Below are 20576 nucleotides of genomic sequence, written 5' to 3' on the forward strand. Positions count from 1 at the left end.
CTCAGAAGCCTTTCACTTACCGATCGATTCGATACAAAGGGATCTCCATGTCGCACCCACTTGCCGCGCGTTTCCGTTTTGCTCTGTGCCCCTTGGCTCTGGCCCTTCCGGCCGCTCTGCTGAGCCTGGCCTCCACCGCCCATGCCGCCGAAACGGCCACCGGAAAAACGGCAGCCAAGGACGATGGCGTGCTGCAACTGGGGGCGACGAACATCGAGGGCGTCGCCTTGGGCGCGACCACCGAGGACACCCATTCCTACACCACCGGCTCAACGTCTTCGGCCACGGGCCTGCCTTTGTCGATCCGCGAAACACCGCAATCGGTCACGGTGATTACCCGTCAGCAGATGGACGATCGCGGCGTGCAAAGCATCAGCGACGCGTTGCGTAATACCCCCGGTGTTTCGACGCAGAAGTACGACAGCGACCGTACCGAGTTTGCCGCCCGCGGCTTTGCCATCACCAACTTCCAGTACGACGGGGTCAACCAGCCTTACGACGGTGTTTATGGGGAAAACCCGAACAACAGCGACGACTCGGCCAGCCTTGACCGCATCGAGGTGATCAAGGGCGCAACCGGCTTGATGACCGGCTCGGGCGACCCCTCCGCCAGCGTCAACCTGATCCGCAAGAAGCCGACCAAAGAGTTCAAGGCTTCGATCAGCGGCACTGTCGGTTCGTGGGACAGCTACCGCACCACGGGCGATGTTTCCGGTTCACTGACTGACTCGGGCAACGTGCGCGGGCGCTTTGTCGGCGTGTACCAGGACAAGGATTCCTACATTGACCATTACAGCCAGAAGAAAGACCTGTACTACGGCATCCTCGAAGCCGACCTGACCGACGATACCCTGCTGACGTTCGGCATCGACAAATCCAGTGCCACCCCTCGCGGCAGCTCCTGGACCGGTAACACGACGTACTTCTCCGACGGCGGCCGTACCGATTTCTCGCGCAGCTTCAACCCGGCAGCTGATTGGAGCCGTCGCGATTTCGACGAAATCAGCTACTTTGCCTCGCTGGAACAAGCATTGGCCAACGACTGGAAGTTCAAAGCCAGCCTCAGCGAGAAAACCACCGATCACGATACCCAACTGGCCTCGGCCAGCTATGGCAATCCGGACCGCGCGACCGGCGAAGGCATGTCCTTCTTCTGGGGGCGTTTCGAAGGTCATCGCGTGCAGGACACGGCCGACGTGAACGTCTCCGGCCCCTTCACGCTGGGCGGTCGCGAGCATGAACTGGTGGCCGGCGTCATGACGTCCCACTCCCGCCAGACCGGTTCCACCTACGACATCAGCGCCTTCGAAAGTGTCCCGGGGAGCCTATACGACTGGGAAGGTCGTCTGCCGAAACAGGAATTCCCGGTAAACGGCAAGTACGAACGCACCCAGAGCCAGAACGGTGTTTACCTCGCCACCCGCTTGCGCCCGACCGATGATCTGTCGGTCATCCTCGGCAGCCGCCTGAGCACCTTCAAGTACAACGAAGACTACCGCTACATCGCGGCCTCACCGCTGGACGACACCCACGCGAGCTACAAGGAGCACGGCATCGTCACGCCGTATGCGGGCGTGGTCTACGACCTGAACGATGTGTACTCGGTGTACGCCAGCTACACCTCGATCTATCAGCCTCAGACCTACAAGGATGCCAGTGGCATGACCCTGACACCGGTTGAAGGCGACAGCTATGAAACCGGGTTGAAAGCCGCTTACTTCGATGGCCGGTTAAATGCCAGCCTGGCGTTGTTCCGCATCGAGCAGGACGGCGTCGCCGAGCAGACCGGCACCAACGCGATCACCAACGAAGGCATCTTCAAAGCCGTCGACGGCACCACCACCAAAGGTGTGGAACTGGAGTTGGCCGGCGAACTGGCCGAGGGCTGGAACCTGACGGCCGGTTATACCTACGCACGCACCCGTGATAAAGACGAACAGCGGATCTTTGGCTTCCCGCTGTCCACCAGCAAGCCAGATCACGTGGTACGGACGTTCACTACCTACCGCCTGCCTGGCGCCCTGGAAAAAGTCACCGTCGGCGGCGGCATCAGTTGGCAAAGCGCCTTATACGGCAAAATCTACAGCGCCCCCGCGGGCGACTACACCTGGATCAAACAGGGCGGCTACACCCTCGTGGACCTGATGACCCGTTACCAGTACAACGAACACCTGAGCTTCACCGCCAACGCCAACAACGTCTTCGACAAGAAGTACCTGTCCGGCCTGGGCAACTACGACACCACGTTCTACGGCGAGCCGCGCAACCTGATGCTGACCACCCGGTGGGACTTCTAAGCTGAACCTGTGGCGAGGGGGTTTACGCCTTCGCCACAGGCTGCTCACCGCTCACCAACCCGTTCACAGTCTTTGACAGTTTTGCGACAAAGCTGCCAAAGATTGCCGGGCGTCACCCGTCTAGCATGGGCGCATCCAATCTCCCTCAGGGTGCTTCCATGCTTCGCTCGCTATCTCTGCCGTTGACTTCATTCTGCCTGTTCCTCCCCTCCACCGCCTTGCACGCCGAAGACTGGCATTACAGCCTGCACGCCGGTGCTGCCAGTGCGCCGCGTTACAGCGGCAGCGATGAACGCGTGGTGGCGCCGCTGCTGAGTGGCGAAATCGTCAGCCCTTATGGTTTTTTTCTCGACACGCAAAAAGGCCTTGGCTGGGCGTTTGACGAAGACGACTTCGGCCTCAGCGTGTACGTCGGCGCGAGCGATGTGCGCAAGGACCGTAAAAGCGGATTCAAGGGTTCGGATGAGCTGAACGGCATGGGCTCGATCAAGTCACGCCCTGTGTTGGGGCTGGACGGGACTTATCACATGGGGCCGATCATTCTCGGCGCCAGCTTTGAACATGCGCTGGAAGAAGACGACGACGAACACGACACCGGCTCAGCCTGGAACCGCTTGAAACTGAGCATCAGCGCGCCGTTCTACGAAGGTGACTATGGCAAGCTCGTCGGCAGCCTCAACAGTCAGTTCGGCGACAGCAATTACCTGCGTACCTGGTATGGCGTCAGTACGGGTCAGGCGGCGCGCAGTCAATTCCGAGCGTATGACGCTCATGGCGGGCTGGTGAGTCGGGGGGCGGACTTGACTTGGTCGTTGCCGATCAATGATCAATGGAATGTGTCGACGGTGCTGGCGGTGCAGTATCTGGCCAAGGAGGCGGCGGACAGTCCGATTGTCGAGCGGCGGATGCAGACTTCGCTGGCTGGGCAGGTGGTGTACAGCTTTTGATTTGAGGTGATGCGGGACGCCATCGCGGGCAAGCCCGCTCACACAGGGTGTTATGTCGTACACAAATCCTGTGCACACCAAGAAACCTGTGGGAGCGGGCTTGCCCGCGAAGGGGTCCGCAAGGGCACCAATGCTAATCCTGATGCGCCCACGTCATACGAAACGACGCCCCACCCCACGGCGAATCCGCTACTTGCACCTGCCCGCCATGGGACTGTGACACCCGCCGCACCAAGGCCAGGCCCAGGCCGAAGCCACCGGTGCGGCGATCTCGACTGGCGTCCAGGCGAGAGAACGGCTCAAAGATCTTCTCCCGACCGGCCACCGGCACGCCCGGCCCATCATCGTTGACCTGGACCTCGTAATAATCACCGGTGCGTACCAACGACAGCTCCACGCGCTCATCGGCATAGCGAATGGCATTGCGCAGCAGATTGATCACCGCACGCGCCATGAAACGCGGCTCGATGCGCACCTCATCGACCTGACACTCGACAATCAGCAATTGCACCCCGGCCGCCTCGGCCTCCAGCGCCACGCTGCCGACCACGCTGTCGAGCCAACTGTTGGCCTGGATATTTTCCCGCGTGATCACCGTAGCGCCACGCTCAAGGCTGGCATAGGTCAGCAGCTCCGAGACCATTTCTTCCAGCTCGCCAAGGTCGGCGTACATGTCGGCAATCAGTTCACGGCGCTGGGTCGGATCGGTTTGTTGCTTGAGCTGATCGAGTTCGAACGACAGCCGTGCAATCGGCGTGCGCAATTCGTGGGACACCGCGTTGGTCAGCTCACGCTGATTGCCGATCAGGCCTTCGATTCGCGCGGCCATCAGGTTGAAATGTTCGGACAGGTCACGAATGTTCGAGCGTTTGGACAACTGGATCCGCGCCGACAGGTTGTTGTCGCCAAAGCGTTCGGCGGCCAGGCGCAGCTTCTCCAGATCTCGCCAGTGTGGGCGCACCCAGAAAAACAACACGAAACCGATCATCACCGCGATCATCAGATAGGCCGTGGCAATGTAGAACGGCATCAGACTCGGCTCGGCCGGCAGCTTGATGCTGAGCAACTGCGGACCGTCGTCAATGCGCGAAATGAATTGCGTGTACTTGTCACGAAGCACCAGCAGGCCTTGGGCCAACTCGGTTTGTTCCTGCTCGGTCAGGGCCAACTGATCGGTCTCGACCAGGCTCAAGCCCAAACCATAGTGGGGACGCACGGCGGCCAATTGGCGCTCCCGGGCCGCACCGTCCAGGCCACGCAACTGCTCCACCAGCGACCAGGCCTGGCCACGCACCGCCTCGCGGTTGTAGCTCTGCATTTGCCCGGCGAGCAGCGCATCGAACGTGCGCTCGACGGTTTGCAGTCCCAGGACCAGGCCAACCGTCATCATCAGAAACAGCCCGAGAAATAACCGCAGCATTTACAGCTCCCACGCAAACGGATTGAACAGGTAACCCTTGCCCCAGATGGTCTTGATGCACACCGGTTCACGCGGGTTGTCCTTGAGCTTGCCGCGTAATTTGCTGATGTAGACGTCGACGCTGCGGTTGAGGCCGTCGAAGGCGATCCCGCGCATGCGGTTGAGGATGTCGTCGCGGGACAGAATCTTGCCCGCCGCGCTGGCCAGCAACCACAGCAGCTCGAACTCCATGGTGGTCAGTTCGATGCCCTCGCCCGCCAGGCGCACTTCGCGACAGCTGCGGTCGATGCTCAGGTGACCGAATTCCAGCGAGCTGCAGACACTGCTGTCCGGCGTTTGCCGGCGTTGCAACGCACGCAGACGAGCCAGCAGCACCGGGGGTTTGATCGGTTTGATCACATAGTCATCGGCGCCGGATTCCAGCCCGAGAATGTGATCGAGATCATCTTCCTTGGCGGTGAGGATGACGATCGGTGTGTCGGACACGCTGCGAATTTCGCGACACACGTGCAGGCCACTCTGGCCCGGCAGCATCAGGTCGAGTACCACTATTTTCGGCTTGAAGTCGAGGAACGCGGGCAACGCGAGGTCGCCGCGGTGCACCTGCAACACCTCAAAGCCATGTTGGGACAGGAAGTGCGCGATCAGCCCGGCGAGCTTTTCGTCGTCCTCCACCAGCAGTACTTTGCCAAAACCCAGGTTTTCCATAACGAACGCGTGCCAACCCTTGTGAAGTGGGCGGCATTATGGCGCCAATCGCGGTCGGGACGGCTATCACAGGCAGCAAAAACCGGCCGCTGGGGCCGGTTTTCAGTGATCTTTCATACTCTTAAGAGTTTTTAACAATTCAGGCGCGAAAGATCACACCTGTAGGCGCCCGCTTGCCGGCGATAGCGATCTCAGGGCCACCATCGCCAGCAAGCCGGGCGCCAACCGGTTATGCGGCGGCAGGAACGCCGCTGTGGAAACGGAATTCCACGTCCGGCGATTCGATCAGCTCCTGCTCGGCAGCGCGGACCCGGTCGATCACCTGAGCGATGTCCTTGGCGTCACCGTACTGGTAGGCCAGTTTCAGGTAACCCTGAAAATGCCGGGCCTCGCTTTTCAGCAGGCCGAAGTAGAACTTGCCCAGCTCTTCGTCCAGGTGCGGCACCAGGGCCTCGAATCGCTCGCAACTGCGGGCTTCGATAAACGCGCCGACGACCAGTGTATCCACCAGTTTCACCGGTTCGTGGCTGCGCACCACTTTGCGCAGGCCTGAGGCATAACGCCCGGCCGAGAGCTGACGCAGCCCGATCTTGCGCTTCTTCATCAGGCGCATGACCTGTTCGTGGTGCACCAGCTCCTCCCGGGCCAGCCGCGACATCAGGTTGATCAGATCGACGTGGGAGTGATACTTGGCGATCAGGCTCAATGCCGTGCTGGCCGCCTTGAATTCGCAGTTCTTGTGGTCGATCAGCAAGGTTTCCTGATCGGCCAGCGCGGCCTGGACCCAGCCGTCCGGGGTGCGGCAACCGAGGAATTCGTGAATTTCGGGAAGGATCATGGGGCTCACGGGTAAAAGGTTCAAAACGAAGGGCGCCGATTATACCGGCCCGCCGCCAGACCACCAGCCGCGACCGTTGATATGCATCAAGTCCCGAATGCGCGACCAGCAACTATAGTTGTCCCACGCAGTATTCTTTACTTCCTGGAGATCCCGATCATGCAAGCCATTCGCAGCATTCTGGTGGTCATCGAACCCGAGCACTCGGAAAGCCTGGCGCTGAAACGAGCCAAACTGATTGCTGGCGTGACTCAGGCGCATTTGCATTTGCTGGTCTGCGACCGCAAGCATGACCACAGCGGCATGCTCGGCGTACTCAAGGCTGCGCTGCTTGAAGACGGCTATAGCGTCACCACCGAACAAGCCTGGAACGAAAGCCTGCACGAAACCATCGTCGATGTGCAGCAAGCCGAAGGTTGCGGGCTGGTGATCAAGCAGCATTACCCCGACAGCCCATTGAAAAAGGCGCTGCTGACCCCGGCAGACTGGAAACTGCTGCGCTACTGCCCGACGCCGGTATTGCTGGTGAAAACCTCGAAGCCCTGGACGGGCGGCGTGATTCTGGCGGCCATCGACGTCGGCAATACCGACGGCGAACATCGCACGTTGCATGCGTGCATTGTCGATCACGGCTATGACATCGCCAGCCTGGCCAAGGCGCACTTGCACGTAATCAGCGCCCATCCGTCACCGATGCTGTCGGCAGCGGACCCTACGTTGCAGCTCAGCGAAACCATCGAGGCGCGCTATCGCGAGCAGTGCAAGGCATTTCAGGCCGAGTTCGACATTGATGACGACCACCTGCATATCGCCGAAGGTCCGGCGGATGTGTTGATTCCGTACATGGTCCACAAGCTGCAGGCGGCGGTAACGGTTATCGGCACCGTGGCGCGGTCCGGGTTGTCGGGGGCGTTGATCGGCAATACGGCAGAAGTGGTGCTGGATGCGGTGGAGAGTGATGTGCTGGTGCTGAAGCCGGATACGATCATTGATCATCTGGAGGAGATCGTGACGCAACATTGAGCTGTGCGGTGCCGGTTGCAGCGCTATCGCCGGCAAGCCGACTCCTGCAGGGGTACGCGGTCACCTGCAGGAGCCGGCTTGCCGGCGATGCTTTTGAGGGTTAATCGCCGAATGCGTCCTTGAGGAATCCGGGCGCGATGTACCGCTGGTAATGCGCCTCGGAGAGCAAAAAGAACTCCCGATCAATCGCATCCCGCAGCTCCGGCAGGTTCCACTCGCGAAACTCCGGCATCAACACCATCCCGTAGGCCTCCAGATTGTTGATCACTCGCGCGCCACGGGCGATCAGCTGATAGGCCCAGCAATATTCCGACTGATGCGGCACAAAGCGAATCTTGCGCTGCTCCAGCTGCAGGCGCAGGCGCTGGGGATCGAAAACCTCCAGTTTACTGACCATCACCTGGGACAACAGCTGCTCAAGACGCAGCCAGACCGCGCGTTTCTCCTCCTCGTTGTAACCGTTCCAGTTGATTACTTCATGGTGGAATCGCTTGCAGCCACGGCAGACCAGATCACCGTAAACAGTGGAGCAAAGGCCGACGCAGGGGGTCTTGATGGTCTGATTGGGCATAGGTTAGAAGAACACGGGAAAGCAGAACAGGCCGGCATGTTAGCCCTTTGTCTAAGATTGATCACCCCTCAAAGTTCCCGAGCCAACTTACCTTTAATTTTTTTTTGCCGTAGAATCAGCCAGCCTTTTAAGGCGCCAATGTCCGTTAGAAGCTGTTTTCAAAGCGTCACGAGCACAGTCGTTCCTTCAGAGCGGTGTTGGCGAAGGGTTTTTCCAGCGGGGAAAAACCCTTCGCCAACCCTCATCAGCTCCCCGTTCTGCAGGCGTAAAACTTTGAAAGCAGCTTCTGTAAGGAATTGTCGGTAATTCTGGCTAAGTGGCCCACAACGCCACGCAGCGCATGAGTACGGCAATTTCGGGATGAGCGTCCCGGACACCCATTTGGGACCACTGATGAGGGTAATAACTGTGCTTGAAGCCTACCGCAAACATATCGAAGAGCGTGCAGCACTGGGTATCGTTCCCCAGCCGCTTAACGCCGAACAAACTGCAGGCCTGGTCGAGCTGCTGAAGAATCCCCCGGCTGGCGAAGAAGCTTTCCTCGTTGACCTGATCACCAATCGCATTCCACCTGGCGTGGACGAAGCGGCCTATGTAAAGGCTGGTTTCCTGTCTGCCCTGGCCAAAGGCGAAGCAACTTCCCCTCTGATCGACAAGAAACGCGCTGTAGAACTGCTCGGCACCATGCAGGGCGGCTACAACATCGTGACCCTGGTTGACCTGCTCGACAGCGCCGAACTGGCTCCTGTCGCTGCCGCTCAACTCAAGCACACCCTGTTGATGTTCGATGCGTTCCACGATGTCGCGGAAAAAGCCCGCAACGGCAACGAACACGCCAAAGGCGTGATCCAGTCCTGGGCCGACGGCGAGTGGTTCCGCAACCGCCCTGTCCTGGCCGACAAGATCAGCCTGCGCGTATTCAAGGTCACCGGCGAAACCAACACCGACGACCTGTCCCCTGCTCCGGACGCCTGGTCCCGCCCGGACATCCCGCTGCACGCCCTCGCCATGCTGAAAATGGCCCGCGAAGGCATCGTGCCTGACGCCCAAGGCGTTACCGGCCCGATGAAGCAGATCGAAGAAATGCGCGGTCAAGGCTTCCCGATCGCCTACGTCGGTGACGTGGTCGGTACCGGTTCGTCGCGTAAATCGGCAACCAACTCGGTACTGTGGTTCTTCGGCGACGACGTTCCCAACGTGCCGAACAAGCGCGCTGGTGGTTTCTGCTTCGGCAGCAAGATCGCTCCGATCTTCTACAACACCATGGAAGATGCCGGCGCACTGCCGATCGAATTCGACGTTACCAACATGAACATGGGCGACGTGATCGACCTGTATCCGCATGCTGGCAAAGTCTGCAAACACGGCACCGACGAAGTCCTGACCACCTTCGAAATGAAGACCCCGGTTCTGTTGGACGAAGTTCGTGCTGGCGGCCGTATTCCGCTGATCATTGGTCGCGGTCTGACCGACAAGGCGCGTGCCGAGCTGGGCCTGGGTCCTACCGATCTGTTCAAACTGCCAGAAGCACCTGTCGACACCGGCAAGGGCTTCACCCTGGCACAGAAAATGGTCGGCAAGGCGTGCGGTCTGCCAGAAGGCAAAGGCGTTCGTCCAGGTACTTACTGCGAACCGAAAATGACCACCGTCGGCTCCCAGGACACCACCGGTCCTATGACCCGTGATGAACTGAAAGACCTGGCATGCCTGGGCTTCTCGACCGATCTGGTCATGCAGTCCTTCTGCCATACCGCGGCTTACCCTAAGCCGATCGACGTGACCACCCACCACACCCTGCCAGACTTCATCATGACCCGCGGCGGCGTTTCCCTGCGTCCGGGCGACGGCATCATCCACTCGTGGTTGAACCGCATGCTGCTGCCGGACACCGTCGGTACTGGCGGTGACTCGCACACCCGTTTCCCGATGGGCATTTCGTTCCCGGCCGGTTCCGGTCTGGTAGCGTTTGCTGCGGCCACTGGCGTTATGCCGCTGGACATGCCGGAATCGATCCTGGTGCGCTTCAAAGGCAAAATGCAACCGGGCGTCACCCTGCGTGACCTGGTTCATGCCATTCCTTACTTCGCGATTCAGGCTGGCCTGCTGACCGTCGAGAAGAAAGGCAAGAAGAACGCCTTCTCCGGCCGCATCCTGGAAATCGAAGGCCTGGACAACCTGAGCATCGAGCAAGCTTTCGAGCTGTCCGACGCTTCGGCTGAACGTTCGGCTGCCGGTTGCACCATCAAGCTGTCGAAAGAGTCGATCACCGAGTACCTGAACTCCAACATCACCCTGCTGCGCTGGATGATCGGCGAAGGCTACGGCGATGCACGTACTCTGGAACGTCGCGCTCAAGCGATGGAAGCCTGGGTTGCCAACCCTGAGTTGATGGTTGCCGATGCTGACGCCGAATACGCTGAAATCATCGAAATCGACCTGGCCGACATCAAAGAGCCTGTGCTCTGCGCGCCAAACGATCCGGACGACGCCCGTCTGCTGTCCAGCGTTGCTGGCGAGAAGATCGACGAAGTGTTCATCGGTTCGTGCATGACCAACATCGGTCACTTCCGCGCTGCCGGTAAACTGCTGGATCAGGTCAAGGGTCAGCTGCCAACCCGTCTGTGGCTGTCGCCGCCGACCAAAATGGACGCTCACCAACTGACCGAAGAAGGCTACTACGGCATCTACGGCAAGGCCGGCGCACGCATGGAAATGCCGGGCTGCTCGCTGTGCATGGGTAACCAGGCACGTGTAGAGCCGAACTCGACTGTGGTGTCGACTTCGACCCGTAACTTCCCGAACCGTCTGGGTGACGGCGCGAACGTTTACCTGGCTTCGGCTGAGTTGGCGTCCGTTGCTTCGATCCTGGGTCGCCTGCCGACCGTCGAGGAGTACATGGAATACGCTGGCAAGATCGACAGCATGGCGGCCGATGTTTACCGCTACCTGTCCTTCGACCAGATCGCCGAGTTCCGTGAAGCTGCTGCGAACGCCAATATCCCGGTCGTTCAAGCCTAACGTTACAACGCAGTAAAAAACGCCGCCCATCGTGAGATGAGCGGCGTTTTTTTATGCCTGCACGGTTTGAAATGCAGACCGGGTTATGTGGATAGCTTGAGTGCTTGTTGCACCGCACCATCAACACTCAGGCCGCTGAGAATAACCTGCTCGCGTTCCTGCGCCGGTAACTTTGACAGCACCGCTTTTGCCTGATGCTTGAGCCGCGCCAGAATCAGCAGTTTGTCCTCGGCGCGCACCTGCAAAAAGAACGCCTCCAGTGCTTCGATGCTGGTGCCGTCCAGATCGGGCGATTCTTCGAGACTGAGAATAACCGTATGCACCGGCGGCTCCGCGTGCCGCGCCAAGTGCAATGCACCGCCGAGAATGCGCTCCACGTTGGCGAAAAACAGCACCTCGCTGGGCCGCACGATCAGCACACCGGGGATTTCCTTCGCGTCGGGATGTCGATGCAGGTCAACAAAATCGTGACCTCCCGCCATTTGCCCCAACACCTGAATGTCCGCCGACGACATCTGCTTGAGCATCAGCACCACGCTGATCGCCACCGCCAGCAGCAAACCGTCCAGCACGCCCAGCACCAGCACCGCAGCCACCGCGCAGATCACCAACAGGCGGTCGCGGCGCCAGATGAAATAACGGCCCAACGGTTGAAGGCTCAAGCCACGGGCCAAGGCATGAATGACGATCGCCGCCAGCACCGGCTCGGGAGTCAGGGCGATCCACGGCAACACCGTCAGCACAATGAGCAACACCACCCCCGCCGCCACTACCCCGGCCAGTCGCGAACCCGCTCCCGCCGCTTCATTGGCCGACGTCGCCGAGTAACCGGCGCCTGCGGGCATGCCGTGAAACAGTCCCGATAAAAGATTGGCCGCACCGAGGGCCAGCAGATCGCGGTTGGAAGAGACGCGGTCGCCGTGCTTGAGCGCAAACGAGCTGATCGAGCCGTAAGACTCTGCATACAGAATCATCACCATGGCGAACGCCAGTTCACCCAGGCGCAACCAGTCAGTGAACGGCAGCACCGGGAGCTGCGGCACCTCAAGACTCAAATCGATAACGCCGATCAGCTTGACCCCGTAGGCCGGCAGGTTCAGCCATTGGCCCGCCGCGATGCCGAGCGCCACCACCAGCAAGCCGCCGGGCAAACGCTTGACCCGCGCGCACAGCCACAACAACAGCAATGCCACCGCCGCGACCAATGCCCCGACTTTATTCCACTGCGGCCACTGCTCCAGCAGTTGCGGCAGGAAGCGGATCACGTTGCCGGTGCTCAAGTGAACGTCGACGATGCTCGCCACTTGCTTGAGGATGATGGTCACGGCCAGCCCCAATGCAAAGCCGCGCAGCACCGGTTTGGCGATAAATGAAGTGACGCTGCCGAGTTTGAATAACCCGGCCAACAGGAAGTAACCACCGGCCACCAGTACCAGACCGATCGCCAGGGTCATGCGCAAGGCCGAATCGCCATTGGCCAGCGTTGCGGTGGCGGCAGCCAGAACGGCCGCTGAGGACGAAGTTGCGGAAACGATGGCAAACCGGCTGGTGCCGAACAGCCCGTAACACAGCAGACCGGCAAACAAGGCAATCACCCCGGCCTGTGGCGGCAACGCGGCAATGCTTGAATAGGCGACCGCTTCGGGCAGCAACAAACCGGCAATCGACAGGCCGGCCAATACGTCCAGCCAACGGTCAGGTGTAGCGGCACGAGGTTGTGCCGATGCGCCAGGGGCACGAGCCATGAAGCGTCTCCAGAGACAGCGCTCTACGCCGCGCCGATGCAGCCGCAGCTTAGCCGTTTATCCCGAGGGACAGGTGTTCTGGATCAGGTCAAATCATCCCCGACTGTACGCATTGCCCCTGTAGGAGCGGACTTGCCGTCGATAGTGATGAGTTAGCCGGCTTATTTATTGCCTGAGCGGACGCTATCGCCGGCAAGCCAGCTCCTACAGCTCAGTTACGTACAACCGCACTGCACCAGTGTGCCAAACAAAAAAAACGGCCCACCCGCAACGCGGATCAGCCGTAATTTCTTCAATCAAGCAAACAGCAGCCATCAAGCACTCAGCGAATAAATCAACGCCGAAATAGCCACCAGACCCACCGCCGTCACAAACACATTGGACGCTTGACCACGGAAGCGTGCCATCGCCGGCACCTTGCGGATTGCATACATCGGCATCAGGAACAGAATCGCCGCAATGATCGGGCCACCGAGGGTCTCGATCATCCCCAGAATGCTCGGGTTCAGCGTCGCTACCATCCAGCACACCACCAGCATGAACGCCGCCGTCATACGGTCCAGCGTCTTCGGCGCCGGACGCTTGCCGCTCTTCACGATCAGGCCTTTCAGACCTTCACTGGCACCGATGTAGTGCCCCAGGAACGACTTGGAAATCGCCACAAAGGCAATCAACGGCGCCGCAAACGCGATGGTCGGGTTGCTGAAGTGGTTGGCCAGGTACGACAGAATCGACAGGTTCTGCGCCTTCGCTTCCGCCAATTGCGCCGGCGACAGGGTCAGCACGCAGCTGAACACGAAGAACAGCACCATCACCACCATCAACACGTGCGCGCGGGACAGGATCTGCGAGCTGCGCTCTTCGGCGTGCTCGCCGTAGCGCCGCTTCTGGTCCACCGCGAACGCCGAGATGATCGGCGAGTGGTTGAACGAGAACACCATCACCGGAATCGCCAGCCACAAGGTGTGCAGCAGCGCCGACGGCTCAGGCAGCGTCGATGCCGTGGTGAGAATGCCGCCGTTCCAGTGTGGAACCAGGAACACCGCCAGAAACAGCAACGCCACGATGAACGGATAGACCATCAGGCTCATCGCCTTGACGATCACCTGCTCGCCGCAACGCACCACCGCCAGCAGGCCGAGGATCAGCACGAACGACAGCACGGCGCGCGGTGGCGGCATGATGTGCAGTTGATGCTCGAGGAAACTGCCCACGGTGTTGGTCAGGGCCACGCTGTAAATCAGCAGGATCGGGAAGATCGCGAAGAAATACAGCAAGGTGATCAGCGCACCGGCCTTGATGCCGAAATGCTCTTCCACCACTTCAGTGATGTCTGCGCCTTCACGACCGGACAACACGAAGCGGGTCAGGCCTCGGTGCGCGTAAAACGTCATGGGGAACGCCAGCAGTGCCAGGATCAACAACGGCCAGAAACCGCCCAGACCCGCGTTGATCGGCAAAAACAGAGTGCCGGCCCCGATGGCCGTGCCAAACAGGCCGAGCATCCAGGTGGTGTCATGGCGATTCCAGCCCTCAAGGCTGACGGGGTTCGCCGCTACATAGCGTTCGTTGACGCTATTGGCCTGATCATTCATCCGGTGGGATCTCCGCATTCCGGTCAGTTGCTACCCGGTCAGGACGAGTCAGAAAAATCCGACAGGCAGCGCCCTGGCCGAAACAGGGGCGCGATTGTCCGGGATTAATGAGCAGAAGCAAAGACTTAGCTGAGGAATGGTTATGCGGATCAGATCGTTGGGGACGACATAAATCCCTGTAGGAGTGAGCTTGCTCGCGATGGCGGCAGCAGATTCAGCATCACAGTGACCGGTAGCTCGCTCCTGCAGGGATTCGGGCTGTCTTCAGGATCTGCGTCACGACGTTTCATCGCCAGACCCAAAATCTTTCTTGATAAAGGTTATCCGTCATGTATTTTGATCAAACCTGCTTTCCTTCCGGAGACCTCCCATGCCACTGGTTCGCGTCGACATCAAAAAGCATCAGGACCCCACCCACGCCAAACGCATCGGCCAGTTGATCTACGCCGCCATGCACAGCGCAATCGGTGTACCGGAAAACGATAATTTCCAGATCCTCGCCGAACACGACGAGCAGCACTTCATCTTTGACCCGCAATACCTGGGGATCAACCGCAGCGACCAGTTGGTGGTAATTCAGATCACCCTGAGCGAAGGCCGCACCGTCGACCAGAAGAAACTGCTCTACAAAACCATCGCCGAGAGCCTCAACACTGAACTGGCGGTGCGCCTCGAGGACATTTTCATTAATCTGGTCGAAGTGAAAAAAGACAACTGGTCGTTCGGCAATGGCATTGCCCAGTACGCCCTCTGACCTCCATCCTTAATTATGTGAGCCGCCAATGCCCCGTGTTTCCCGCAAGCAAGCCGAACTCAACCGCGAGATTATCGTCGAGGCGGCTACGCGGCTGTTTCGCGAACGGGGCGTGCACGGCATCAGCGTTATCGATGTCATGGCGGCAGCGGGCCTGACCCATGGTGGCTTCTATGGGCATTTCGAGTCCAAGGAAGCCTTGGCTCAGGAGGCCAGTAGCCGCGCGTTCCAGCAATCGACAGATCGCTGGAAAGACTGGATCGCCGCCAATAAAGACAAGAACACAGCCCGGCAGGCCTTGATCAAATCCTATCTGTCGGCTGCCAGCCGCGACAATCCGGGCGACAGCTGCCCGGTGGCGGCGTTTGCCGGGGACATGTGCCACGAAGCCGCCGAAAGCGGCCTGCGCCAAACGTTCATGGAAGGACTCGACTCATTGCTCGGCACGTTCGCCCCCCTGATGGACACCGGCGATCGCCAACAGGCGCTGGTGCAATTCTCGCTGATGGTCGGCGCACTGACGCTGTCCCGCGCCACCCGTGGCGAGCCGTTGTCCGATGAAATTCTCGACGCGGCGCGCGGCTTTCTGACAGCACCATAGCCTCTCTCTCCTGTTCCGCTATGATCATCTGGCAGTGTGACGATCCTTGGTCGTTGCCAATGCGTTTTGAAGCCAGCAATCTCTAGGGATTTTGAAGTCACAGGAGCCCAGCATGCCTGCAACCGTTCTGGTACTGGTTGAAACGATCAATGATTACTTGCCGATTCTGGAGCATCAGGGTTTTCACCTGATTCTGGCACCGACCCCCGCCGAGCGCGCCGAGGCCATTGCCATCCACGGCGCCCGGATCGATGCAGTGCTGACCCGTGGCCCACTGGGTTTGTACGCCGACGAAATCGCTGAACTGCCCGCACTGAAAATCATCTGCGTGATCGGTGCCGGCTACGAACACGTCGACCTTCAAGCCGCCACCGACCGCGGCATCACGGTGACCAATGGCGCCGGCGTCAACGCATCCTCGGTCGCCGACCACGCTATGGCGATGCTGCTTTCGCTGGTGCGTGATATCCCGCGTTGCGACGCCGCCGTAAGACGGGGCGAGTGGCCGAAAATAATGCGCCCTTCCCTCGCCGGCAAACGCCTGGGAGTCCTCGGCCTCGGTGCCGTCGGCATGGCCATCGCCAAGCGCGCGGCCAATGGCTTCGACATGACGGTCAGCTACCATAACCGCCAGCATCGCAGCGATGTGCCGTACAGCTTCTGTTCGACGCCCACCGAACTGGCCCGCGCCTCGGATTTCCTGGTGGTGGCCACGCCCGGCGGGCTCGGCACCAGAAACCTGATCAATCGCCCGGTGCTGGACGCTTTGGGTACCAACGGCTTCATCATCAACATCGCTCGGGCCAGTGTCGTGGTGACCGCCGATTTGATCAGCGCACTGGAGCAGCGACGCATTGCCGGCGCGGCACTGGACGTCTTCGATCACGAACCTCAGGTGCCGGACGCCTTGAAAGCCTTGGGCAACGTCATCCTCACACCACACGTCGCGGGACTGTCTCCGGAAGCGACCCAAGGCACGGTCGAACTGGTCGGGCGCAACCTCATGGCGTTCTTTTCCGGCGAAGCGGTGCTCACCCCTGTCGCCCTGCCGACCACTGCGAATCAGGCCGCGCTGTGAGCACATTCAAACAGGTGTATCAAAAGCAATGATTGCCCGGCAACACGCTCACCTATAAGGGCTGATCGTAGTTGTCCGTGCCGGGTGTGCGCATTAGATTAGCCAATAGTCTCAGGCCTCCAGAATAAGCAGAAGGGATAAGCATGGCGCTTACTGACCAGTCCACCCGTATCCGCTCCGGCGAAGAACTCGATGCCAGCCTGATCGATCCATACCTCAAGGCGCACATTCCGGGCCTCAGTGGCTTGCCGCAAATCAGCCAGTTCCCCGGCGGTGCGTCGAACCTCACCTACTTGCTGGAATACCCCGAGCAGGAATTTGTCCTGCGTCGGCCACCGTTTGGCCACAAGGCCAAGTCAGCCCACGACATGGGTCGCGAATTCCGCATCCTCAATCAACTGCGCGACGGCTTTCCGTACTGCCCAAAAGCCTACGTGCACTGCACCGACGAGTCGGTGATCGGTGCCGAGTTCTATGTGATGGAGCGGGTCAACGGGATCATCCTGCGCTCTGAACTGCCGCCGGAATTGGGCCTCGATTCAACGAAAACCGAAGCCCTGTGCAAGAGCTTCATCGACAAGTTCGTTGAGTTGCATCAGGTCGATTACCAGGCCTATGGCCTCGGCGACCTCGGTAAACCCGAAGGTTATGTGGCGCGGCAGATCAAAGGCTGGAGCGATCGCTACGAAAAAGCCCTGACCCCGGACGCGCCGCAGTGGGAAGCGGTGAAAGCCTGGCTCAACGACAAGATGCCGGCCGATCACCCGACGTCGAGCATCGTCCACAACGACTACCGCTTCGATAACGTGATTCTTGACCCGAACAACCCGATGCAGATCATCGGCGTGCTCGACTGGGAACTCACCACGCTTGGCGATCCGCTGATGGACCTGGGCAACACCCTCGCCTACTGGATCGAAGCTGGCGACCCGGCGCCGGTGCAACTGATGCGCCGCCAGCCGAGCCACGCACCGGGCATGCTGACCCGCCGTCAGTTCGTCGATTACTACGCCCAGCGTTCGGGCATCCAGATCGACAACTTCGACTTCTACTACACCTACGGCCTGTTCCGCCTGGCCGGCATCGTGCAGCAGATCTACTACCGCTTCTTCCATGGTCAGACCCAGGACAAACGCTTCGCGCAGTTCATTCAGATGAACAAACTGCTGGAGCAGATGAGCTTGCAGGTCATTCAGAAATCCAGCCTTTGATCCAGGCCCTCTAATAAGACTTTCCACAAGGGAATCCCATGTCCAAGACTCAGTTGTTCGACCTCGACGGCAAGATCGCTTTCGTCTCCGGTGCCAGCCGTGGCATCGGTGAAGCCATCGCCAAACTCCTGGCCCAGCAAGGCGCCCACGTCATCGTTTCGAGCCGTAAACTCGAGGGCTGCCAGCACGTCGCCGATGCGATCATCGCCGCCGGCGGCAAAGCCACTGCTGTCGCCTGCCACATCGGTGAAATGGAACAGATCAGCCAGGTCTTCGCCGGCATCCGCGAACAATTCGGCCGCCTGGACATCCTGGTCAACAACGCCGCGACCAATCCGCAGTTCTGTAACGTCCTGGACACCGACCTCAGCGCCTTCCAGAAAACCGTCGACGTGAACATTCGCGGCTACTTCTTCATGTCGGTTGAAGCGGGCAAGCTGATGCGCGACAACGGCGGCGGCAGCATCATCAACGTTGCGTCCATCAATGGCATCTCGCCGGGGATTTTCCAGGGCATCTATTCGGTGACCAAGGCTGCGGTGATCAACATGACCAAGGTGTTTGCCAAGGAATGTGCGCAGTTCGGGATTCGCTGTAATGCCCTGCTGCCAGGCCTGACCGACACCAAGTTTGCTTCTGCGCTGGTGAAGAACGAGGCGATCCTGAACACGGCATTAGCGCAGATTCCGCTGAAGCGCGTGGCAGATCCGAGCGAAATGGCGGGTGCTGTGTTGTATCTGGCGAGTGATGCGTCGAGTTACACAACTGGGGTTTCGCTGAATGTGGATGGTGGTTTTCTTTCCTGAGAAAGTCCGTCAATTGTAGGAGCCCGGCTTGCCGGCGATGGCAATCTCGAGATTGCCATCGCCGGCAAGCCGGGCTTATCGGAATGTAAAATTACGTGTTTTGAGCCGGGACAATTTTCACCCACAATTCTGCCAATCCTTGCCCTTTGGGTAGTTCAGCCATTGCAAGCACTTTGAAAGTATGGCCGACGCTATTTTCGCTGTTAGCAATAAAATACGGCACCTTCCCTCTTTGGTCAGTTGTTTTAATCCAATCTGGATTATCTGGCTGAGAGATAGTTATCGATATACCCTGCAACGGGGAGCCCTCTGAGTCCTTGAGTATCAACGCACAAGGCCTGGAAAAATAGTTAGCAGGATACAGATACTCTTCCGGTGGGATCGGCAAAGGGGCGTCACCGACAAGTTCTACGAAGTTGAAACTAACACTCTCCAATGCCTGTTCAACACGAACAATTGGAGTCAGAAGCACAGCCTTCTCTTGTTCGCTAAACAGCTTCAGCTTGAATGTTCCATCCTTGCCAGGCCAGGTAACTTCCCACTCATGCGGCGTAGTCAGCTCGCGAAGGGCGGGTTCGCCAGTGATCTCACCTGGTAGAAACCCTGTCTCAAGAACCGCATCCAGAGCCAGAGGAACGTTTTTCAATAGCTCGCCGTTCAAGTAGTCCAAGGTGAGTGTCTGGGTCCCCTCCCCACTGTAGGTTGCCCCGCCAGGCGGTATCGCAACACCGCCCAGCAACACCCGCAGCTCGCTGTCAAGGTCGCTCGCAATCACCGAGCAACTGAGCATCAATGGCAATTGAATTTCGGCACTGTATAACACCAAGACGACAGGACCACTGCGGCCTTCATCTGGTTTGATTGTCCAACTAAACGTGTCTTTGACGTCGCGATTGAAAGGTGGGGTCGCCTCTAGGTTCAAGCCCTCTTCGTTAATCCCCACACCAAGACGTGCTGCGCTCACGATCGGAGACGGAAATTCAACGGTAAGAACGTTTTCCTGCCCGCGAAACAAAAGATTTTTATCACTTAGTTGAATCTGCATACCGTTGAGTTTCAATGTAGCCTGGTCCCAACCGGATACGACGGATTCGCGATTATGGGTCATGGTATTGCCTCGATAAACGACAGTGGCGATTAAAGCTGACCATTCAACTATCGAGGCAATGCATACAGCGGGGAACTGTCAGAGTTGACAGTTCACATAGAACTAATTGCGATACAAAGACTATTTATCAGAACCGGTACAGCCGCTATTGGATCACGCACCGAGTCGACGTTGTCACCCGTGTCACCTCGCCCTCCGCCCTCACATCACCCAGGACATCCGTTTTCTCAGACGTATCACATGTGCGTTGAGGTACTGGAGGTGGGGCGGCGGGCGGGGGCGGCGGAGGACTGGCGCATCCGGCGAGTATCGTTATGCAAAAAGCAAGCGACAAAGGCGCTAACGCGCATTTCCCAAAACTGTTCATAAGCTGACCCACGTTAAGTGATCGACATATCCGCGACAAACAGCAAACACTACAAAAGTGTGGACCGGTCATGGGAAACAAACGTTCACTTTTCCTGCCTACCGGACAGGGTCGCGGCGATCCAGCGTGTTGCTCTCAAGTTCGTAACGCAGTTCTTCAATCAGCGCCTCTAACGCTTGAGGGGTCCTGAGGGGGGCCACGCTCAACCCGCTGACCACCAGGTCAACCTGACCGGAAACCGGATGATAGAGCTTTACTGTCAGCGATTGATCTCCGGTGAGCGTGCACTCACACGCCAACGGCGAAAAGCTGCGCTCCAGTTGCAGACGTAATTGCGCCAGAAAAATCACTGCGACTCTCCTCGGCAAAGGCGCGAAAAACTGCGCGCGATGTACGTGATCATGTGGCTGTTCCTATGGCAATTTTCAAAAAGGACGTGGTACTCAATCGAAGACTCGTATCGCACCCTTACAGCCTAAGAACCGCCAA

General features: G+C 59.1%; 17 protein-coding genes. 9 read left to right on the forward strand and 8 right to left on the reverse strand.

What is annotated here, in order from left to right; all coding sequences use genetic code 11:
• Positions 1-47 precede the first annotated feature (47 nt).
• Together ACI77H_RS20870 and ACI77H_RS20875 are read left to right on the forward strand one after the other, a co-directional pair.
• A complete protein-coding gene (locus ACI77H_RS20870; protein WP_407013612.1) occupies positions 48-2297 on the forward strand; it encodes a TonB-dependent siderophore receptor in 2250 nt (749 codons plus the stop codon).
• A 158-nt stretch (positions 2298-2455) separates the two neighbouring features.
• Positions 2456-3244, forward strand: coding sequence for a MipA/OmpV family protein (locus ACI77H_RS20875; protein ID WP_407013613.1), 789 nt, complete (start codon positions 2456-2458; stop codon positions 3242-3244).
• 133 nt (positions 3245-3377) lie between these two features.
• Here ACI77H_RS20875 and ACI77H_RS20880 read toward each other — a convergent pair whose 3' ends face one another.
• From ACI77H_RS20880 to ACI77H_RS20890, 3 genes are all read right to left on the reverse strand, one after another.
• Positions 3378-4664 (reverse strand): ATP-binding protein, encoded by a 1287-nt coding sequence (locus tag ACI77H_RS20880; RefSeq protein ID WP_407013614.1) that lies wholly within the window; start codon positions 4662-4664, stop codon positions 3378-3380.
• Positions 4665-5372 (reverse strand): winged helix-turn-helix domain-containing protein, encoded by a 708-nt coding sequence (locus ACI77H_RS20885; RefSeq protein WP_407013615.1) that lies wholly within the window; start codon positions 5370-5372, stop codon positions 4665-4667.
• Positions 5373-5601: 229 nt separating this feature from the next.
• Complete coding sequence (locus ACI77H_RS20890) at positions 5602-6210, reverse strand: tRNA-(ms[2]io[6]A)-hydroxylase (protein WP_407013616.1); 609 nt, start codon at positions 6208-6210, stop codon at positions 5602-5604.
• A gap of 159 nt (positions 6211-6369) precedes the next feature.
• On the opposite strand from ACI77H_RS20890, the gene ACI77H_RS20895 reads away from it, so the two are divergent.
• Positions 6370-7233 carry a universal stress protein gene (locus ACI77H_RS20895; RefSeq protein WP_407013617.1) on the forward strand — a complete coding sequence of 288 codons (864 nt, stop codon included), beginning with the start codon at positions 6370-6372 and terminating at the stop codon, positions 7231-7233.
• Between the two features lie 100 nt (positions 7234-7333).
• Here ACI77H_RS20895 and ACI77H_RS20900 read toward each other — a convergent pair whose 3' ends face one another.
• Positions 7334-7804 (reverse strand): DUF1289 domain-containing protein, encoded by a 471-nt coding sequence (locus tag ACI77H_RS20900; RefSeq protein ID WP_407013618.1) that lies wholly within the window; start codon positions 7802-7804, stop codon positions 7334-7336.
• 408 nt (positions 7805-8212) lie between these two features.
• Between ACI77H_RS20900 and acnB the strand changes: the two genes are divergently transcribed.
• Positions 8213-10822 (forward strand): bifunctional aconitate hydratase 2/2-methylisocitrate dehydratase, encoded by a 2610-nt coding sequence (gene acnB / locus ACI77H_RS20905; RefSeq protein WP_407013729.1) that lies wholly within the window; start codon positions 8213-8215, stop codon positions 10820-10822.
• Between the two features lie 83 nt (positions 10823-10905).
• On the opposite strand, the gene ACI77H_RS20910 is transcribed toward acnB, so the two are convergent.
• Positions 10906-12567 (reverse strand): SulP family inorganic anion transporter, encoded by a 1662-nt coding sequence (locus ACI77H_RS20910; RefSeq protein ID WP_407013619.1) that lies wholly within the window; start codon positions 12565-12567, stop codon positions 10906-10908.
• Positions 12568-12881: 314 nt separating this feature from the next.
• Positions 12882-14162, reverse strand: a complete 1281-nt coding sequence (locus ACI77H_RS20915) for a serine/threonine transporter (protein WP_407013620.1) — start codon at positions 14160-14162, stop codon at positions 12882-12884.
• 370 nt (positions 14163-14532) lie between these two features.
• Between ACI77H_RS20915 and ACI77H_RS20920 the strand changes: the two genes are divergently transcribed.
• The 5 genes from ACI77H_RS20920 to ACI77H_RS20940 all read left to right on the forward strand — a co-directional run bounded on the left by ACI77H_RS20920 (position 14533) and on the right by ACI77H_RS20940 (position 18612).
• Complete coding sequence (locus ACI77H_RS20920) at positions 14533-14916, forward strand: tautomerase family protein (RefSeq protein WP_407013621.1); 384 nt, start codon at positions 14533-14535, stop codon at positions 14914-14916.
• A gap of 28 nt (positions 14917-14944) precedes the next feature.
• A complete protein-coding gene (locus ACI77H_RS20925; RefSeq protein WP_407013622.1) occupies positions 14945-15517 on the forward strand; it encodes a TetR/AcrR family transcriptional regulator in 573 nt (190 codons plus the stop codon).
• A 112-nt stretch (positions 15518-15629) separates the two neighbouring features.
• A complete protein-coding gene (locus ACI77H_RS20930) occupies positions 15630-16595 on the forward strand; it encodes a 2-hydroxyacid dehydrogenase (RefSeq protein WP_407013623.1) in 966 nt (321 codons plus the stop codon).
• Positions 16596-16738: 143 nt separating this feature from the next.
• On the forward strand, positions 16739-17806 hold the full coding sequence (locus tag ACI77H_RS20935) for a phosphotransferase family protein (protein WP_407013624.1): 1068 nt from the start codon (positions 16739-16741) through the stop codon (positions 17804-17806).
• Between the two features lie 38 nt (positions 17807-17844).
• A complete protein-coding gene (locus ACI77H_RS20940) occupies positions 17845-18612 on the forward strand; it encodes an SDR family oxidoreductase (protein WP_253427666.1) in 768 nt (255 codons plus the stop codon).
• A 91-nt stretch (positions 18613-18703) separates the two neighbouring features.
• Here the strand turns inward: ACI77H_RS20940 and ACI77H_RS20945 are convergent, their stop codons facing one another.
• Positions 18704-19720, reverse strand: coding sequence for a hypothetical protein (locus tag ACI77H_RS20945; protein ID WP_407013625.1), 1017 nt, complete (start codon positions 19718-19720; stop codon positions 18704-18706).
• Positions 19721-20185: 465 nt separating this feature from the next.
• Positions 20186-20437 (reverse strand): DUF1652 domain-containing protein, encoded by a 252-nt coding sequence (locus ACI77H_RS20950; RefSeq protein WP_407013626.1) that lies wholly within the window; start codon positions 20435-20437, stop codon positions 20186-20188.
• Positions 20438-20576: the final 139 nt, after the last annotated feature.

It is taken from the genome of Pseudomonas sp. O230 (genome assembly GCF_045447035.1).
In the GTDB taxonomy this organism is placed as follows: domain Bacteria; phylum Pseudomonadota; class Gammaproteobacteria; order Pseudomonadales; family Pseudomonadaceae; genus Aquipseudomonas.

Bases quoted from the DNA above. Each gene is read 5' to 3' on its own strand.
- ACI77H_RS20870 (WP_407013612.1), top strand. From the start codon at position 48: ATGTCGCACCCACTTGCCGCGCGTTTCCGTTTTGCTCTGTGCCCCTTG.
- ACI77H_RS20875 (WP_407013613.1), top strand. From the start codon at position 2,456: ATGCTTCGCTCGCTATCTCTGCCGTTGACTTCATTCTGCCTGTTCCTC.
- ACI77H_RS20880 (WP_407013614.1), bottom strand. From the start codon at position 4,664: ATGCTGCGGTTATTTCTCGGGCTGTTTCTGATGATGACGGTTGGCCTG.
- ACI77H_RS20885 (WP_407013615.1), bottom strand. From the start codon at position 5,372: ATGGAAAACCTGGGTTTTGGCAAAGTACTGCTGGTGGAGGACGACGAA.
- ACI77H_RS20890 (WP_407013616.1), bottom strand. From the start codon at position 6,210: ATGATCCTTCCCGAAATTCACGAATTCCTCGGTTGCCGCACCCCGGAC.
- ACI77H_RS20895 (WP_407013617.1), top strand. From the start codon at position 6,370: ATGCAAGCCATTCGCAGCATTCTGGTGGTCATCGAACCCGAGCACTCG.
- ACI77H_RS20900 (WP_407013618.1), bottom strand. From the start codon at position 7,804: ATGCCCAATCAGACCATCAAGACCCCCTGCGTCGGCCTTTGCTCCACT.
- ACI77H_RS20910 (WP_407013619.1), bottom strand. From the start codon at position 12,567: ATGGCTCGTGCCCCTGGCGCATCGGCACAACCTCGTGCCGCTACACCT.
- ACI77H_RS20915 (WP_407013620.1), bottom strand. From the start codon at position 14,162: ATGAATGATCAGGCCAATAGCGTCAACGAACGCTATGTAGCGGCGAAC.
- ACI77H_RS20920 (WP_407013621.1), top strand. From the start codon at position 14,533: ATGCCACTGGTTCGCGTCGACATCAAAAAGCATCAGGACCCCACCCAC.
- ACI77H_RS20925 (WP_407013622.1), top strand. From the start codon at position 14,945: ATGCCCCGTGTTTCCCGCAAGCAAGCCGAACTCAACCGCGAGATTATC.
- ACI77H_RS20930 (WP_407013623.1), top strand. From the start codon at position 15,630: ATGCCTGCAACCGTTCTGGTACTGGTTGAAACGATCAATGATTACTTG.
- ACI77H_RS20935 (WP_407013624.1), top strand. From the start codon at position 16,739: ATGGCGCTTACTGACCAGTCCACCCGTATCCGCTCCGGCGAAGAACTC.
- ACI77H_RS20940 (WP_253427666.1), top strand. From the start codon at position 17,845: ATGTCCAAGACTCAGTTGTTCGACCTCGACGGCAAGATCGCTTTCGTC.
- ACI77H_RS20945 (WP_407013625.1), bottom strand. From the start codon at position 19,720: ATGACCCATAATCGCGAATCCGTCGTATCCGGTTGGGACCAGGCTACA.